Origin of the sequence: Acinetobacter sp. YH12219 (genome assembly GCF_013417875.1) — a bacterium.
Lineage (GTDB): Bacteria > Pseudomonadota > Gammaproteobacteria > Pseudomonadales > Moraxellaceae > Acinetobacter > Acinetobacter amyesii.
This window is the reverse complement of record NZ_VPDC01000004.1, coordinates 146,103-163,138: the sequence shown is the minus strand read 5'-3', so window position 1 is coordinate 163,138 and position 17,036 is coordinate 146,103. Positions and strand designations below refer to the sequence as shown.

The following is a 17,036-nucleotide window of genomic DNA, read 5'->3' as shown; positions in this document are numbered from 1 at the left end:
TGGACAAATAAAAAGCGCAGCTGATGCTGCGCTTTTTGGGAGATATTAGGCAAATTTAAATTAGCCTAGACTTTCTTGGCGCTTTTTATATTGAATTGAGGCAATCACCGCCCAAACAATAAATGCCACACCAATTAGACCCGTTACCACTTCAGGGACATGCAGACCCGTGCCACTCGCCAACATAATGAAGGCCAAAGCACCAATCGCATAATGCGCACCATGTTCAAGGAAGATATAAGCATCTAAGGTGCCTTTATCTACTAAGTAAATGGTCATCGAACGCACGAACATTGCACCAATAGCAAGACCGAGCATAATGATCACGACATCAGAGGTAATCGCAAATGCACCAATCACTCCATCAAAACTGAATGAGGCATCGAGTACTTCAAGGTAAAGGAAACCACCAAAACCTGCTTTGATCACGCCTGTCGGTACGCCATTTGCATCATGTCCAACCGCATTACCGTTTTCATCGACTTCAGGTTCGCCACCCAATAAATGACTCAGTACTTGGACACCGATATACACCACGATCCCCCAAATACCCGCCATGACTACCGCTAGACGAGAGGCTTCAGCCACGTTTGCCGCCATCACCAATAACGCAATTAGGGCAATAAACACGGACATCGCAGGAACGTTTGCAAGATTGGCCAAACGACGCTCTAACCAACGGAACCAATGGGTATCTTTCCCTTCATCTAAGAAGAAGTTCAGGAACACCAATAATAAGAAAGCACCACCAAAGGCCGCAATTTCTGCATGATGTGCCATCAATTTAGCTGAATACTGAATTGGATCATTCAACGCCATTTGAACCACTTCCATTGCACCCATGTCTGCAGTTACAGCCACGATCACAATTGGGAAAATCAGACGCATACCAAAGACAGCAATCACGATCCCGACAGTTAAGAAAATCATTTTCCAAAAATGGTCCCAACCACGGAGTACCGATGCATTGACAACGGCATTGTCAAAAGACAAAGACACTTCCATCACCGCTAAAATGGCAGTAATGGTCAGTGCTGTCAGCATGGCTTGCACGCCTGCATTTGGGCCATGATTCAGACCCCAATATGCAGAAATAGCAAGACACACGATCGTAAATACGATTGAGAAACCAAAATGTTTCATCATGAGAGATCGACCTATTCATTCAATAAGATTTCAAAATGAGGGAATACCCAGTTTGAAGCTAAGTTTATGGCGCAATTATGCCGCTTTTCAGGATTGAAACCAAAAATTATTCGTTACATTTTGAATAAACACTCTAAGATGGAGGCTCTCAATTACATCGCATCATGGTGTAGACCCGTCTTTCATTTTTAACGACAGGAATGTTCAATGCGTTTTTCTGAAGAAGTTTGGCAACGTAATACCGCGTTATATCAGCAGATTCTCCATCTACCGTTTAATCAGGAATTGGCTCAGGGCAGTTTAAGCCGCGACGCCTTTTGCCACTATGTCATTCAGGATGCCCATTATTTATTGGCCTATGGTCGTGCGCTTGCGGTGTGTGCAGCCAAGGCGTTTGATGCCGACGATGTGATTCAGTTTTCTGAAGCCGCAAAAATTGCCATCGTGGTGGAACGCAGTCTGCACAATGACTTTATGCAAGGTTTCAACATCAGCAAAGAACAGTTTGAAAATACCCCACTGACCCTTGCCTGCCATCATTACACTTCGTTTCTAACAGCGACAGCATGGTCAGAAAGTTACCCTGTGGTCCTTGCCTCACTCCTGCCTTGCTTTTGGATCTATGCGGAAGTCGGCAAAGCCATTGTCAGCCAATCTGTGCCGAATAACCCTTACCAAGCATGGATCGACACCTACTCAGGTCAAGACTTCAACAGCGCTGTACAAAATGTGATTCAAACCATTGATCGAGTGGCGGCTCGCTGTGATGCAGATACACGTGAAAAAATGCATGCGGCTTACACGAACGGCGCAAAATTAGAATGGATGTTCTGGGACAGCGCGTATCAACAGCGGACTTGGCCCATTGAATAAACCTGTGATTTAAGCTGTATAAAAAACTAAGGATCTAAAATTGCTTTTAGATCCTTTTTTAATATGGTTAGATTCGGTTTTTAGAATGACCATGCACGATCATTTCAGGCATTAGCGTTTAAAACGATACCATCCGAGAAAAATCCCCATCGCGATAATCACCAAAAAAATCGCAAAACGTGCTTCACGCAACTCACTGCGTGCTGCTTTGCGTTCCTGCATCTCTTCTGAATGAAATTGTGATTTGACCATCGGATCTAGTTGAGCAATAGCCAATAAATCTTTGGGCTTTTCACCTTTGCCTAAAATGAAATAAAGCCCTTTGACTTGCATTTCATTGAGTTTTCCCAGTTCAATATTCAGTTGAGTAGCTTGTGCATTATAGTCAGGCACCCAATCTTCTACGCGGGCATATACATGGGCACGACTAATATCAAAGATTGATGCATCCTGCACTTTCTTGCCAGTTTGATCTTCCAGTTGTTCACTCAAATCTGAGAATTGGGACAGTACATAGTCTTTTTTCTGTGCCAACTGTACACCATCAAAAGCATACTCTTGTATTTTTTGTGCAGGATTATTTTTCAACAATAAACCTTGCGGAACGACTTTAAAGTCCAGAACAGTATTGTCAGGGACTTGGTTGGTTTGCAGTACCATATAGACCACAGACCATAGCTGTTCATTTTGCCCGACCGCAGGCACGCTCACGCTATAACGCTGCTCGGCTACCGGGTCAATAAACTGTTCAAACGCGAGGATTTGACTGTCTTCAGCCCACAGGATTTGACTTGAAAACATGAGGCAGATGATCACCCAAAATTGTTTTAACATTATTTGCTCTTATCATGATTATTTTCTGTTCTGGCAGAATTATAATTAATTATTCAAATACTTACATTTTAAATCACACATTTAGTGATTGGAAATTCATCATAATTTAATACAAATCTATTGTTTTATAAATGATCTAGAACCGATAAAAAGTTAATCTGAAACAGCATCGATATAGGCTTTTGATGCTTACTGAAAACTCTGCCATGCATAAATCAAAACAGCCGCAGCAAGCACCCAACTCAAAGTTGCTACACTCAAACATGCCGTTAAGCTCAAACGTGTTGCGAGCAGGTACACCATCAATAAATAAATGAAATATGGGATGAGAGACCAGAGTCCAAACAGCGCAGTTTTTTGTAATGCGGCTGCACCCTGATCATTTGCCACAATTACATGAGCAATCAACGCAAAAGTCGGAAACAATGGAACCAAACCTGCAATATAAAACACCTTACTTTTAGACAGCAAAGCAATTAATACCACAACAAAGGCACCCATTAAGCTTTTGAGAAATAAGGACAACATGGCATTCTATGGTTTCGATAAAACTGCATTTTACGCCTTTTCTGCGATAGTCCTGAGATTTTCTAATGCATTTTTATGCGCATAGCACAGGAGATTTAAACGATGAACTTAAAACAGTCATAGTGCCGTGATCTTTATGCACCTTTACACCATAGGCTAGATGTAAAGCGCGCTTTTTGTTGCTCAGCCATTTGCTTAAACTGCGCTTGAACTTTTAAATCTTCAGCACTCATCAAATGTTGATTGTTTTCAACAATTGCCAAAACCAAATCAAACTGTTGAGGAATTTTTTCGCAAGCCAGATGCTTTTTTTCAGCTTCTGTTTTGGCTTGACCTAATTTCGCAATATACAGATCAATTTTTTCACTTTCGGTATTCAGCGCCAAAGTTGCTTGTTCTAAGCTGTCATAATTTTGCGCTTTCGGTGTTTGGTTCGGGGTACATGCACTCAAAAACACACTACACATCAATAAACCCATCACACCTAATGTTGGATTGAGATGAAGTTGCCATTTCATGTTAAAAGTCCTAGATTGCTGATTTGCGGATGTTTTAGGGCATCGGCACAGACAGCTATATTTTGATTCGGCCATTTTTCTCACAAAGTCACGCATAAATCTAGGTTTAAATTACACTTGAACATTTTTCATGCGCTATCATATATAGGTTTTTCGATGAATCTTTTAGGACCCCTTGCATGAGCCAAAGCCATATCCGTATTCGAGGCGCACGTACCCATAACTTAAAAAATGTGTCACTCGATATTCCACGCGACAAGTTTGTGGTCATTACGGGTCTTTCTGGTTCAGGGAAGTCCTCTTTGGCTTTTGATACCTTGTATGCTGAAGGTCAACGTCGCTATGTTGAGTCCTTATCTGCCTATGCACGCCAATTCCTTTCGCAAATGGAAAAGCCCGAAGTTGACTCGATTGAAGGCTTGAGTCCCGCGATTGCCATTGAACAAAAATCAACTAGCCATAACCCACGCTCGACGGTGGGGACAATCACCGAAATTTACGATTATTTACGTCTGCTCTATGCCCGTGTCGGCACGCCATACTGTCCTGAACATGATCTACCGATGGTGGCTCAGACTGTGTCTGAAATGGTCGATACCGTCAAAGGTCTAGAAGAAGGTACGGCGCTTATGTTGCTTGCCCCTGTGGTCCGTGACCGTAAGGGTGAATACACCAACTTATTTGAACAATTACAAGGTCAGGGTTTTGTCCGTGCCCGTGTCGATGGTGAAGTCATTGATATCGACACACCACCCGAATTAGACAAAAAGAAAAAGCACACCATTGAAGTAGTGGTCGACCGTTTTAAAGTACGTGATGACCTCGGTAACCGTATTGCAGAAAGCTTTGAAACTGCACTACGTATGGGTGGCGATATTGCCATTTTGTCGTGGATGAAAGGCGAACAAGAAGATCGCGTATTTTCTGCGAAACACTCTTGCCCTGAATGTGAACGTGCCGTTGGTGAACTTGAACCACGGCTATTTTCCTTCAACAATCCATTCGGTGCATGCCCTGTTTGTGATGGTTTAGGCACACGCAGCCATTTTAGTGCTGACAAATTGATTCCCAATAATGAAGTTTCGATTAGCCAAGGGGCAATCCGTGGTTGGGACCGTCAACGTCCGTATTACTACAGCATGATCCAAAAAGTTGCCGATCATTTTGGTTATTCTCTAGACACACCGTGGAATGAACTCGATGCCGACACCAAAAAGAAATTCCTTTATGGTACAGGCAAGGAAAAAGTTGACCTGAGTTATATCGATGAACGTGGTCGTTCGCACAAACGTGTGCAAGCCTTTGAAGGGATTCTACCTCACCTAGAACGTCGCTACCGTGAAACGGAGTCGAACTATGTGCGTGAGGATTTAGCACAGTATTTATCCAATGCCGCATGTGATGCTTGCGGTGGCTCACGTCTCAATGAAATTTCACGTCATGTCCGAGTTAAAGATAAAACCATCGCGCAAATCACCAAGATGTCGATTGGCGATGCTGAAAGCTATTATCAAGACCTCAACTTAAGCGGTGCCAAAGGCGAAATTGCTGACAAGATTTTCAAAGAGATTCGTGAACGTTTGCACTTCCTAGTCTCTGTCGGTTTGAACTATTTAAGTTTATCGCGTTCGGCAGAAACACTGTCGGGTGGTGAAGCTCAGCGTATTCGTTTGGCTTCGCAAATTGGCGCGGGCCTGATGGGCGTAATGTACGTGCTGGATGAACCCTCTATTGGTTTGCATCAGCGTGATAATGACCGCCTATTGGAAACCCTAGTACGTTTGCGTGACTTAGGTAATACCGTATTAGTTGTAGAACATGATGAAGATGCGATCCGTGCCGCCGACCATATTATTGATATTGGCCCCGGTGCAGGTGTGCATGGCGGTCATGTGATTGCCGAAGGGACGTATGATGAAATTTTGGCAAATCCAGATTCATTAACTGGTCAATATCTATCAGGAAAGCTCAGTATTGATGTGCCGAAAACACGCACACAACCGCCAAAACCTGAAGAGCAAATTAAGTTAATGGGCGCTGCGGGTCATAACCTGAAAAATGTCGATTTGACTATTCCTTTAGGTGTGATGACCTGTGTGACAGGTGTATCAGGTTCAGGTAAATCGACGCTGATTAACCGGACATTATTGCCGCTTGCAGCGACTCAATTGAATGGTGCAACCACATTAACGGCTGAGAAATTTGATTCGATTGATGGCTTACAGTTCCTCGATAAAGTCGTTGATATTGACCAAAGCCCAATCGGTCGTACACCACGTTCAAACCCTGCAACATATACCGGTTTGTTTACCCCTATTCGTGAACTGTTTGCGCAAACCCCTGAAGCCAAAGCACGTGGCTATGCTGCAGGTCGATTCTCGTTTAACGTGAAAGGCGGTCGCTGTGAGGCCTGTGAAGGCGACGGTATGATTAAGGTTGCAATGCACTTCTTACCTGATATGTATGTGCCTTGTGATGCCTGCCACGGCAAGCGCTATAACCGCGAAACGTTAGAAGTTGGCTATAAAGGTCGTAACATTTCTGATGTCTTAGAAATGACGGTTGAAGATGCGATGCATTTCTTCGATGCCATTCCTGTGATCCACCGTCGTTTGGAAACCTTGAACCAAGTGGGCTTGGGCTATATCCGTTTGGGTCAGTCTGCAACCACACTTTCAGGTGGTGAAGCGCAGCGTGTCAAATTGGCTCGTGAGTTGGCGAAGCGCGATACAGGCAAAACCTTGTATGTGCTTGATGAACCAACAACTGGTCTACACTTCCATGATATTGCCAAATTGCTCGACATCCTGCATGAGCTGCGTAATAAGGGTAATACCATCGTGGTGATTGAGCATAATTTGGATGTGATTAAAACTGCGGATTGGATTGTGGATTTAGGTCCTGAAGGTGGTGCAGGTGGCGGTATGATTATTGCTGAAGGTACACCTGAAGTTGTTGCGAAGAATAAAGTGTCGCATACAGCGAAATTTTTAAAGCCGATGTTGAAATAAGATTCTCTTTCCTTTAAGTGCATGATAAAACGGTGATTCATTCACCGTTTTTTATTTATATGACTTTATTAGAGATAATTGATACAGCCGTAAAAATTGGTTAAGGAGCACTGCTAACTGGCGTAATTACCTACTTAAATCAAAAGGCAAATATTTCAGCATCAGTTGCAAAAGATAACCTTCTATATAATCGTAATTTATTGACCAATATTTCCAAAGATCTCGAGGAAATAAATCATCTCGTTTTAAAAATTTGGGCAATTTTTGAATTTGAAACTAAACAATCTCAACTAGCTCTTAATGAGATTTCAGACAGACTTAAACCTCTAAGAGACGCACTTTTTAATGACTTTAATTTGCTTAGCAAAAATGAAGGTTTACTTCTTTTACATGGATATATTGAACAACAAGAAAAGCTAAGAATTTATGGCGAATTACTCGGAAAATTTAACGCTTATACACTTTGTAAAAATGGAGCTATCAATGTTGAAACAACTGCTCAATATAGAGTTGAAATTTTAGAAGCTAGAAAATCACTTTATACGAGCTTAAACAAAGCCATTTCTAAATAAATTCTTGTACTTCACTACATTCAATCACATGACGGCGACATGGATGTCGCCTGTTTGACTGGGGCAGCACGGATGTACCCTCAGTCAAACAAAAGCATTTTGCTTACTTCTGTGCTTTCAAAAATAGGAATCTCCCACGTAATGGAAACTCAAACCCAATCTACAGTGAAGACATGCAAATTCAAAATTCAAAATTCAAAATTCAAAATTCAAAATTCAAAATTCAAAATTCAAAATTCAAAAAATTAACGTAAATAATGAAATACACCTAACTTATCTAACACATCCAACGTCAACTGCTTACGCTCCGCCACATCATCCCCTGCTGCCATCTGCATATTCAAACTAAACGCTGTAATCTTGCCATGACCATCATCTACCCAACCGGTATACCACCCAACTTGCGGCTCTACATCCATACCCCAACCACTCTTGGCATATAACTTCGCATCCCCACGGCTTTCAATATAAAGCATGTCTTTGACTTGCTTTTGTACCGCGACATCAAACGGTAATTTCTCTGTCGCAAGCTGATACGCAAATTTGACTTCTTGTTCAGGCGTAATCTTTAAGGGCCCTACCAACCAAAAATTATCCACCTGTTTGCCAATATTGGCATTGCCAAAACCGACCCGTTTGACTTCTTGTTGCATTAACGCCAAACCTATTCGCCTTGCCAGTTCCTGATATACAGGAACTGCAGATGCTTGCATGGCTTCACCCAAAGTCAGGTCTTTTTCCCATGACGGAAAAGCACGTTTTTCACCTTTCCATTTAAAAACTTCAGTGGTTGTCGCCTTCTGATGCTGCAAACCAATTAAAGCATTTAACATTTTAAAGGTAGATGCAGGAATGTATGCTGTCTGGGCGCGCTGTAAGTCATTGCCATAATGGCTCAAACGCTGACCATCAAATGTGACAAATACCGCCTGTGTCTGTGCTTGATTAAATAGACACGGAATTTCACTCACCCGTGAATTTTCTAAATTGGCTTGAGTGGTTTGTTTTAAGTGTTGAGATGAATCCAACATGCCTTCGTTTGTTGTACATGCTGTCAAACTGAGGACAGTCATCAAAGATAGATATATTTTTTTCATTGCACTATTTTTATGGTGTTTAAAATCCATAGTATAAGATGAAGTTCAAATCTGAATTGTTTACTTTTCAACAGTCTTCTATCTGTTGCAAACTTAGCGCATCCACTATTTATTTTTAAACAAAACATCCTTATGATGACGCCTATCGTGGACTCAACAACGAATAATTTTTAATTTTTTAAATATAAAAGCATACTAACAATGAATAAATTTATCTTAAGTTTCAGCCTCTTATTATGTCCAATATATAGCTTTGCCGATGGCTATCTAAACGAATACATGGTGCTGTTTGTCTCACAAGAAGACCCCGATCTTAGCCCATGGAAAGATAAGCCGCAATGTAAAGCCCTCAGTACCCCGACTTCACACAAAGGGATCTATGAAAATCAATATGTCTATGCCAATGGCAATGCCCTGACCACCATCTTTCTGAGTAATAGCAAAATTAAAAACGGTGAATGTGAACATCTCATTCACTTTCCAGATGGTATTCAAGGCTCAGGCGTATTTGAAAGTTTCTTCCCCAACGGCAAACCCCGTAGCCGCATTGCTTATAAAAATGGGGAGCACGAAGGCAAACTCGAGTTTTGGTTTGCCAATGGGATAAAAGAGCAAGAAAGTAGCATCATCAATGGTGAATCTCAGGGGGATTACAAAATTTGGCATCCGAATGGCCAACTGGCTTTTTCTCAAAATTATAAAAATGGTATCGAGCATGGCCTGCGCCAACGCTGGTACAGTAATGGTAAACCGTGGACCTATGCCAATTTTCAAAACAATAAATTGATTGGCGAGCTGAAAATGTGGTTTGAAAACGGCAAACTAGAACGCCAAGGTTATTATCGTAATGGCGTTCGTCATAACAGTTATAAAATTTGGTATGACAATGGGCAACCTGAAGCGGTGCTTCAGTACGATTTAGGCAAAATTACCCAAGCCCAGTGTTGGAATGAAGATGGTAGTCAAATGAACCAACAAGCCTGCAATAAATTATATAAAGATGAAGATTAATTGATTTTTCTAGCTAACTTTATGAATCTGCCAAGATATTTATGAATATCAAGCTGCGTTTAGGCTGAAACACGGTCACGCCCCGCAGCTTTGGCTTTAAATAATGCTTGGTCTGCGCGCTCTAATAAATCGATCCAGCTTTTGGCACCCACTGCAACACCAATACTCACCGTCACGATGAGATCTGCTTCGTCTTCTGCCAAATTGAAATTCACATGCTGAATATCATGCCGTATGGTTTCGGCAATGTGCTGGGCTTTGAGCATATCAATCCCCTCGATCAGGACTAAAAACTCATCTCCACCATATCGCACCACCAAGTCGGATGAACGAATATGTTGTCGTAATTGATTGGCAACATGTTGAATCACCAAATCGCCGACAATATGCCCATAGCGATCATTCACCTGTTTAAAGTGATCAATATCAATCACGATCAGTGCTGTATGTAAAAAGCCTGAATTTTGGCTGTCGCGAAATTTAATATATTCATCTAAGGCAAAACGATTGGCGACATTGGTGAGTGAGTCAGTATTGGCAATATGTTTAAGCTGAAATTCAAAGGCATCACGTTGTTCCAACATGTTTTCAATATGCTGAATGGCATCAAATAAACTGAGATAACCTACTTTGGCAGGTTCAATCACGCCTTGATCCATTTGTCGGTGCCGAGCCAGTTTAAATAACTGATTACGAGCACGAATTAAAGGTTCAAACACCCATTTCTTGGCATAGAACATCGTTAATAATGCAGTCAGTAATGACACGAGCGAGACAAAAAGCGTGAAAATCAATTTATTTCGCGCTTCACGTCGTTCGTCCGCAGCTACTTTTAGACTGTAATCTAAAATATAACTTTGCAATTCCACCACTGTGACAAATTTCTCCACCATCGCATCAGTGAGCTGGGTGCCATCCATGTGATAACGCTGATGTTGAAGACTTTTTTGAGCCAAACCATCAATAATTGGCAAACCTTTATCTAAAAATTCCGTTCGTACCGCATGATGTAACTGTTTAAACTCGGGTGTTTTGTCATGTTCGGACTGCACGACATTAATCAACTCCCACAAATAGCGTGTTTGACGCTGGGTTTGTAAACTCCGCGCTAAATTTTGTTCAGGAATTTCCTGTTGAAACGATACTGCAGCCATAATATTGGACGCGACTCGTCCTGCCTGATCACGTAATTCTGCCAGTAATAAAATCAGCGTGTAATAATTCGATACACGGGTATCTTTACCATGTGAATGATTGACCAATTTCTGCATGGCAATATAGCTTTGATCCCAAGCTTGGAACATCGCCAAAATGGCATGATCCAATTTTTTAGCGTCACGCTGTTGTGTCGGCAGCGCAATATATTGATCGACCGTTTTGCGACCCTGCAACAAATATGGATATAAATTGGACTCTAACTGCTGGGCGATCGGTGCAAAGCCCGTTTCTTTTAAAACTTTCAGTGTATCTTGATATTGCCGATCAACGCCTTGACGATATTCAGCCAACTCAATAATTTTTTGCTCACGCTGAAGACCTTGACTCGACATTGCACTGTTAGCTGGCGCACGTTCACGAGAAATTTGGTTGGTTAAATCTGCCACCATTTTTAGCATCTGAATTTCTTTCAGCGCTTGAGCATTTTTGAGGTAGTTTTGATAACTGCTCACAATCAGTGGAACACTAATAAATACGATAGACAAGACGATTACTAGCATCGCAAGTTGCAAGCGCTTACTAATATGCTCTGTTCGTAATGTTTCCATCTATTTTATGCCCCACACTTGTTGCATACCCCAACCCACTTATCAACTAAACGCGGGAATATTTAAATTAATGATCAATAATTTATTAATTTATTAATTTATAAAATGAACATTTATACAGCTAAATTCTATACAAATGTGTTGAATCTGTCACATTTTTATCATTTTAAAACGAGATAATTTGCTAAAAAACAGCAACATATTTGAAAGGAATAAATTTTTTTATGAACTTGCTTAAATAAATATTTACAATTGCAATAAATTGGTGCAGAATGCACCGTATTAGGGCACACTAAATTTCTTCCTCAGCAGAATATTTTAGTTTCCCGAAAATTTTGGCTAAAAAATCCTGATTTTCCATGAAAATCAGGATTTTTTTTGTCTGGACCTACTGAACTCGATGATAAATTCAATAATATATGCACCATAAAAGGGCATTTATTTTTATTCCATCTCCGTTTTATCTATAATCTTTGCGGTAAAGTTCCATTTTTAGACAAAAAAAAGCCCAACCTTGGGGAAAGCTGGGCGAATAAAAAACAAATGATGGAGAATCAGGGTCAAAGTCACACTTTTAAACTGTGTGACGACTCGATTGGCAAATTATGAATCAAATAAAACCTGATGTAAAGCCAAGTATTTCACAAGGATATTAAATTTATCACTAAGATATTCATTTAAGTGAATTAGACCTCATATTTAAAACAAAACGTCCATTTACTATGCAAATAAACAGTTTTTGCCCAACAATTCGGCAGTCAAAGCCGCAATTTATCGCTTCAAATGCGTGAAAAGCGTTAGAATTTGCCCTTCGTATTAAATGTTATTTTGAATTAAAATAACAATAATAATTGTTATTTCAGATTGAAAAGTTGTGTATTTTTTCAAGTGTATTTTTTTAATTAAGAATTTAATCAAACTTACTTAATTGTTCTCAATGATTTTTTTTCAGTGACTTATTAGTTAGAGTAAAAACTGAATTTCTTATTATGAAATAAAGATCTGAGTCAGAGACTGAATAATAACCTTTAGGATCATTGACTTAATATATTGTTACAATACAATGCTCAATGTTTAATCCATTTGTAACAACTGGTAGAAAATCATGAAAAAACTCGGTTTAGCCACTGCTTTATTATTAGCCATGACCGGTGCTCAAGCTTACCAATTTGAAGTTCAAGGCCAAGCAGAATACATCGACACAACTACAAATGACAAAGATTTCATTGGTGGTGTTCAAGGTACTTACTACTTCAAAAATGTTGACTCTACAAAAGGTCCTTTAGCAGAAGCTGCATTCTTAAACCAAGCTTCTAACGTAGCTGTTGCTTACAACTACGGCGAAGTTGGTTCACAAGGTGTTGACGTAGTTGCTCATAACTTTGGTGCTAAAGCTGAAGCTTATGTTCCAACTAAAGTTGTTCCTGTATATGCAAGCGCGTCTTACAGCCACACTATTTTAGATTCTAAAAACCAAGTATCTAAAGAATTAGAAGGCAATGGCGACCGTTATGCATTAGAAGTTGGTGCGCTTCCAACTCAAAACTTCTTAGTTGCTGTTGGTTACACTAGCGTTGCTGACCAAGCTGCTGTTGACGCGTTCAACGTTATGGGTAACGGTGTTGCTAAAGCTGCTGCAGAAGCTGCGACTATTGGTCAAGACCAAGACGCAATCACTGCACGTGCTAAATATGTTGGCGCAATCGACGACACTAACATGGCAATTGGTTTCGAATCAGGCATCATCTACGGTGATGACACTGCTTACCAATTCAAAACTGATCTTTTCGTAACTCCTAAATTAAGCGTTGGTGCTTCTTACGCTGAATCTAGCTTTGCTGGTACTCCAGACTCAGCTTGGGGCGCGAACGTAAACTACTTCATCACTCCTGCTGTTGCAGTTGGTGCTAGCTATGTAAATGCTAACTATGAAGCAGCTAAAGCGACTGAAACAAGCTTTATCGGCGACACTCAAACTGTTGGCGTAAACGCTAAATTCCGTTTCTAATTCATATTAGATACTGAATACCAAAAAGGACGCATTTGCGTCCTTTTTTTTCCTGCCATTATTTGTCTTTGGGCTCATGGCGTTCCGGTAAATGGGCAATATATTGCAATGCAATTAAGCGTGAAACGATGAGAGCCAAATACATCACCCCACAGAACATTTGAAGCATAGCCAAGACCCGTGCAGGCGCACTCACAGGCATGAGATCCGACAAGCCCGTGGCAGACTGCAAACTAAAACTTAAAAATAATAAATCTAACCACGACTGCATGCCCGGCTCTGCAGGATTTACAAAACTATCCGGATAAATCAGCTGACAAATACTATAGAGAAAAGCAAAACCCCATGCGATGAGGGTAAATACTGCCCCTGCTGCAAAAAGTTCATCTTTGGTTAAATAGCGATCGGCAAACATATAGCGTAATAAGCCATAGGCTGCACTAAAATACGCACAGGCTTCAAAACCATGCGCAATAATTTGAATATTCGGATGATTTACACCGAGCATAATCAAAGTAGAAAACAATACGGCGCAGCCAACAAAACTCAGTCCTAGAATCGTAAACATTGGAGTTTGGCGAATCACTTTGGCAATGATCAATAGTACCGACACCCCAAGTACCCAAATTAGCGCACGAAAAGACAGACTTTCTCGGGTAATCGCGGTTAAAACCAAGATCAGAAACTGCACCAGTAACAGCCATGCTGAGGGTAAAAGTCTAAAGCTTTTCCAAAAATCTACAAAACCTTGCATTATTTTCAATCTCTATATTTTTTTCATGCGCTGAAATGATTGATCTGAAGCATCATCAACTGATTGATTTTAAATTAGCACGAAGTGAGTTTTTTTTATTGCAAAAATTTGTTGATCTTAATCTGAAAAAGCATCCATATGAGCACTGTTCTAGCTGGGTTTCTTATTACCAAAGAGGTTCAAAAAACCTACTGTAAGTTTCAGTTTTCAGGCACATATTCAAAGGAATCTCCTACGTGGTAGATTTCATTATGAAAAAACATCTCGTATTTGCACCCCTCTGTCTGCTCATGCTCTCTGCCTGTATACAAAACAGTCCGCTCCTCAAAGGCCATGAAAATTATGTGGGGACTTGGCAAAACAACCACAGTGAATTAGTGATCAAATCGTCGGGCGAAGTGACGTATTACCATCAAGAACATACTGAAAAAAGTATTGCCAACCAAACCTTCAGTGGTGCTGAACAGTCGCGAATAAAAGCCCATTTGAGCAGTTTTGGTGATCAGAGCTTTAGCATCGGTCAGGATAATTTCTCTCAACAATTCACTATTCAGCGCTCGCCTTATCAAGATGATCAAGGCCATTGGAAAATGTCGATCAATGGAGAAAATTATACACGCAAATAGGACAGAGATTTGTCTACAAACCTCTGCGTCATATCATTCACTAAATATAAAAAAAGCCCCTTATTAGGGGCTTTTTAGGCGATTCAGATTAGTGATCTGAAGCACCAGAGATACCAATACCAGTTTGTGAACGTACATACTGTGCATCGAATGCTTTACGCTCAGCTTGTGCTTGTGCTGAATTATCAGTCACAGAGAACAACCAGCAGCAGATGAATGCCAATGGCATTGCAAAGATAGCAGGACCATTGAATGGGTTAATTGGTGTTTCAGAGATTGCGAATGTATCTACCCAAACTGCTTTAGATAAGATAATTAGGGTCACTGCTGTAAGCAGACCTACTAAACCGCCAATCACTGCGCCGCGAGTGGTCAAGCCTCTCCAGAACATAGACAATACAAGTACTGGGAAGTTTGCACATGCTGCTACAGAGAACGCCAAGCCAACCATGAATGCAACGTTTTGTTTCTCGAACAAGATACCTAAAATCATCGCGAAGATCGCAAGACCTAAAGTCGCGATTTTAGACATACGAAGTTCAGATTCTGGCGTTGTTTGACCTTTCTTGAATACGTTTGCATACAAGTCATGTGAAATAGCTGAAGCACCAGACAATGTTAGACCTGCAACAACTGCAAGAATCGTTGCGAATGCCACCGCTGAAATGAAGCCCATGAACAAATCACCGCCTAATGCATCAGATAAATGCACCGCAGCCATGTTGTTACCACCAACAAGCTCTAGCTTGCCAGTTACCGCCATTTTTGCAACATCAAGGAATTGTGGGTTGTTTGAAACGTAAAGGATCGCACCAAAACCAATGATGAAAGTCAGTAGGTAGAAGTAACCAATGAAACCTGTTGCTACAACCACTGATTTACGCGCTTCTTTGGCATCTTTAACCGTGAAGAAACGCATTAAGATGTGTGGTAAACCTGCTGTACCGAACATTAATGCCAGACCTAGAGAGATCGCATCAATTGGGTTCGCAGCCAATTTACCAGGCCCCATAATATTGCCCGCTTCTGCCAAAGTCACTTCGTGAACTTTAGAGAAAACTTGAATAGATTGTGAGAACATTTCAGAGAAGCTGAAGCCCACGCCCTTCATGACCATGAATGCCATGAACGTTGCGCCAGAAAGTAGCATCACTGCTTTAATGATCTGTACCCAAGTCGTTGCCAACATACCGCCGAAGATTACATACGCCATCATCAGCAAGCCAACAATCACAACCGCAATGTTGTAGTTTAGACCGAATAACAATTTGATTAACTGGCCTGCACCTACCATCTGTGCGATTAGGTAGAACGCTACAACCACCAGCGAGCTCATTGCTGCCAATGTACGTACTGGTTTTTCAGCCAAACGGAACGATACAACGTCAGATAAGTTGAATTTACCTAAGTTACGCAGACGCTCTGCTACTAAGAACAATACAATTGGCCAACCCACCATAAAGCCCAATGAATACAGCAAGCCATCAAAGCCTGAACTGAATACCATTGCGGAAATACCGAGGAACGATGCTGCTGACATATAATCACCGGCAATCGCTAGACCATTTTGGAAACCTGAAATACCACCACCAGCAGTATAGAAATCTGCAGTGTTGGTAGTTTGTTTTGCAGCCCATTTAGTAATTAGCAGCGTAAAACCTACAAAGATGGCAAACATGATAATTGCGTGCCAGTTGGTCGCTTGCTGCTGTGCTTCACCTAAATCTGGTCCTGCCATTGCCATGCTTGACATGAGCAGAGCGGGAGCCGCCAGTGCTGTTGCTTTCAATGAATTCCATTTCATCTTAGTGAAGTCCTTTTTCTTGAGTAATTGCTTCTACTTCACGCATTGCTTCTTCGTTTAATGCATCTAATTTATTATTTGCAATGTACGAATACACACCACAGAGCAGGAATGACAATACAATAATGCTCAAACCTAATGGCATACCAATCGTGGTTACACCACCACTCACGGATTGCATCAAGAACTCTTTGTTATAGCCCACAAGTAGCATGAAGCCGACATAGACCACCAACATGATGATCGTCAAAGTCCAGCTCAACTTACTTTTACGGCTAACCATTTCCTTAAATTTTGGATTCTGTAGAATTTGTTCTACCTGTCTCTCATCCATAATGTTCTCCTTACGCCGAACCTTGGCGCGCAATTTTCTAATTCGAATTATTTCGAAGCTAAACTTACCAATGTTCCTTATCTCTTGTAATTTAGACTTTGGTCGTTAAATTTTGAGCAATAACCTCCCTAAGCCTATGGATGCGTTATCATTA

General features: G+C 41.0%; 15 protein-coding genes. 6 read left to right on the top strand and 9 right to left on the bottom strand.

The genetic code is table 11. The features are described from left to right. Positions 1-60: 60 nt before the first annotated feature. The gene (locus FTV04_RS04165) at positions 61-1,146 is read right to left on the bottom strand and encodes a DUF475 domain-containing protein (RefSeq protein WP_078190525.1); all 1,086 of its coding nucleotides are present in this window, start codon (positions 1,144-1,146) and stop codon (positions 61-63) included. Positions 1,147-1,353: 207 nt separating this feature from the next. Here FTV04_RS04165 and tenA point away from each other — a divergent pair, with 207 nt between their 5' ends. Continuing rightward, the gene (gene tenA / locus FTV04_RS04160) at positions 1,354-2,019 is read left to right on the top strand and encodes a thiaminase II (protein ID WP_180022380.1); all 666 of its coding nucleotides are present in this window, start codon (positions 1,354-1,356) and stop codon (positions 2,017-2,019) included. A 111-nt stretch (positions 2,020-2,130) separates the two neighbouring features. Here tenA and FTV04_RS04155 read toward each other — a convergent pair whose 3' ends face one another. The 3 genes from FTV04_RS04155 to FTV04_RS04145 form a co-directional block, all read right to left on the bottom strand. Next, on the bottom strand, positions 2,131-2,853 hold the full coding sequence (locus tag FTV04_RS04155; RefSeq protein ID WP_180002745.1) for a hypothetical protein: 723 nt from the start codon (positions 2,851-2,853) through the stop codon (positions 2,131-2,133). A gap of 189 nt (positions 2,854-3,042) precedes the next feature. Continuing rightward, positions 3,043-3,381: a GlpM family protein gene (locus FTV04_RS04150; protein WP_180002743.1), complete on the bottom strand. Its 339-nt coding sequence runs from the start codon at positions 3,379-3,381 to the stop codon at positions 3,043-3,045. Positions 3,382-3,515: 134 nt separating this feature from the next. Next, the gene (locus tag FTV04_RS04145) at positions 3,516-3,899 is read right to left on the bottom strand and encodes a hypothetical protein (RefSeq protein ID WP_180002741.1); all 384 of its coding nucleotides are present in this window, start codon (positions 3,897-3,899) and stop codon (positions 3,516-3,518) included. A 179-nt stretch (positions 3,900-4,078) separates the two neighbouring features. Between FTV04_RS04145 and uvrA the strand changes: the two genes are divergently transcribed. Both uvrA and FTV04_RS04135 read left to right on the top strand, forming a co-directional pair. After that, a complete protein-coding gene (gene uvrA / locus FTV04_RS04140; RefSeq protein WP_180088773.1) occupies positions 4,079-6,910 on the top strand; it encodes an excinuclease ABC subunit UvrA in 2,832 nt (943 codons plus the stop codon). Positions 6,911-7,110: 200 nt separating this feature from the next. Then, positions 7,111-7,482, top strand: a complete 372-nt coding sequence (locus FTV04_RS04135) for a hypothetical protein (RefSeq protein ID WP_180088771.1) — start codon at positions 7,111-7,113, stop codon at positions 7,480-7,482. 245 nt (positions 7,483-7,727) lie between these two features. Here the strand turns inward: FTV04_RS04135 and blaOXA are convergent, their stop codons facing one another. Beyond that, on the bottom strand, positions 7,728-8,579 hold the full coding sequence (gene blaOXA / locus FTV04_RS04130; RefSeq protein WP_373683022.1) for a class D beta-lactamase: 852 nt from the start codon (positions 8,577-8,579) through the stop codon (positions 7,728-7,730). Positions 8,580-8,780: 201 nt separating this feature from the next. On the opposite strand from blaOXA, the gene FTV04_RS04125 reads away from it, so the two are divergent. Continuing rightward, entirely contained in the window at positions 8,781-9,590 is an 810-nt protein-coding gene (locus FTV04_RS04125; protein ID WP_180088769.1) for a toxin-antitoxin system YwqK family antitoxin, read from the top strand. Between the two features lie 59 nt (positions 9,591-9,649). Here the strand turns inward: FTV04_RS04125 and FTV04_RS04120 are convergent, their stop codons facing one another. Beyond that, the gene (locus FTV04_RS04120) at positions 9,650-11,356 is read right to left on the bottom strand and encodes a diguanylate cyclase (protein WP_180088767.1); all 1,707 of its coding nucleotides are present in this window, start codon (positions 11,354-11,356) and stop codon (positions 9,650-9,652) included. Between the two features lie 1,105 nt (positions 11,357-12,461). Here FTV04_RS04120 and omp33-36 point away from each other — a divergent pair. Then, on the top strand, positions 12,462-13,364 hold the full coding sequence (gene omp33-36, locus FTV04_RS04115; RefSeq protein WP_180088765.1) for a porin Omp33-36: 903 nt from the start codon (positions 12,462-12,464) through the stop codon (positions 13,362-13,364). Positions 13,365-13,422: 58 nt separating this feature from the next. Here omp33-36 and FTV04_RS04110 read toward each other — a convergent pair whose 3' ends face one another. Next, complete coding sequence (locus tag FTV04_RS04110; RefSeq protein ID WP_180008803.1) at positions 13,423-14,118, bottom strand: ion channel; 696 nt, start codon at positions 14,116-14,118, stop codon at positions 13,423-13,425. 251 nt (positions 14,119-14,369) lie between these two features. On the opposite strand from FTV04_RS04110, the gene FTV04_RS04105 reads away from it, so the two are divergent. Beyond that, a complete protein-coding gene (locus tag FTV04_RS04105) occupies positions 14,370-14,744 on the top strand; it encodes a hypothetical protein (protein WP_180088763.1) in 375 nt (124 codons plus the stop codon). An 88-nt stretch (positions 14,745-14,832) separates the two neighbouring features. Here the strand turns inward: FTV04_RS04105 and FTV04_RS04100 are convergent, their stop codons facing one another. Both FTV04_RS04100 and FTV04_RS04095 read right to left on the bottom strand, forming a co-directional pair. Then, positions 14,833-16,548: a cation acetate symporter gene (locus FTV04_RS04100; RefSeq protein WP_180002715.1), complete on the bottom strand. Its 1,716-nt coding sequence runs from the start codon at positions 16,546-16,548 to the stop codon at positions 14,833-14,835. A 1-nt stretch (position 16,549) separates the two neighbouring features. Further along, a complete protein-coding gene (locus tag FTV04_RS04095; RefSeq protein WP_078190540.1) occupies positions 16,550-16,882 on the bottom strand; it encodes a DUF485 domain-containing protein in 333 nt (110 codons plus the stop codon). Between the last annotated feature and the right edge of the window lie 154 nt (positions 16,883-17,036).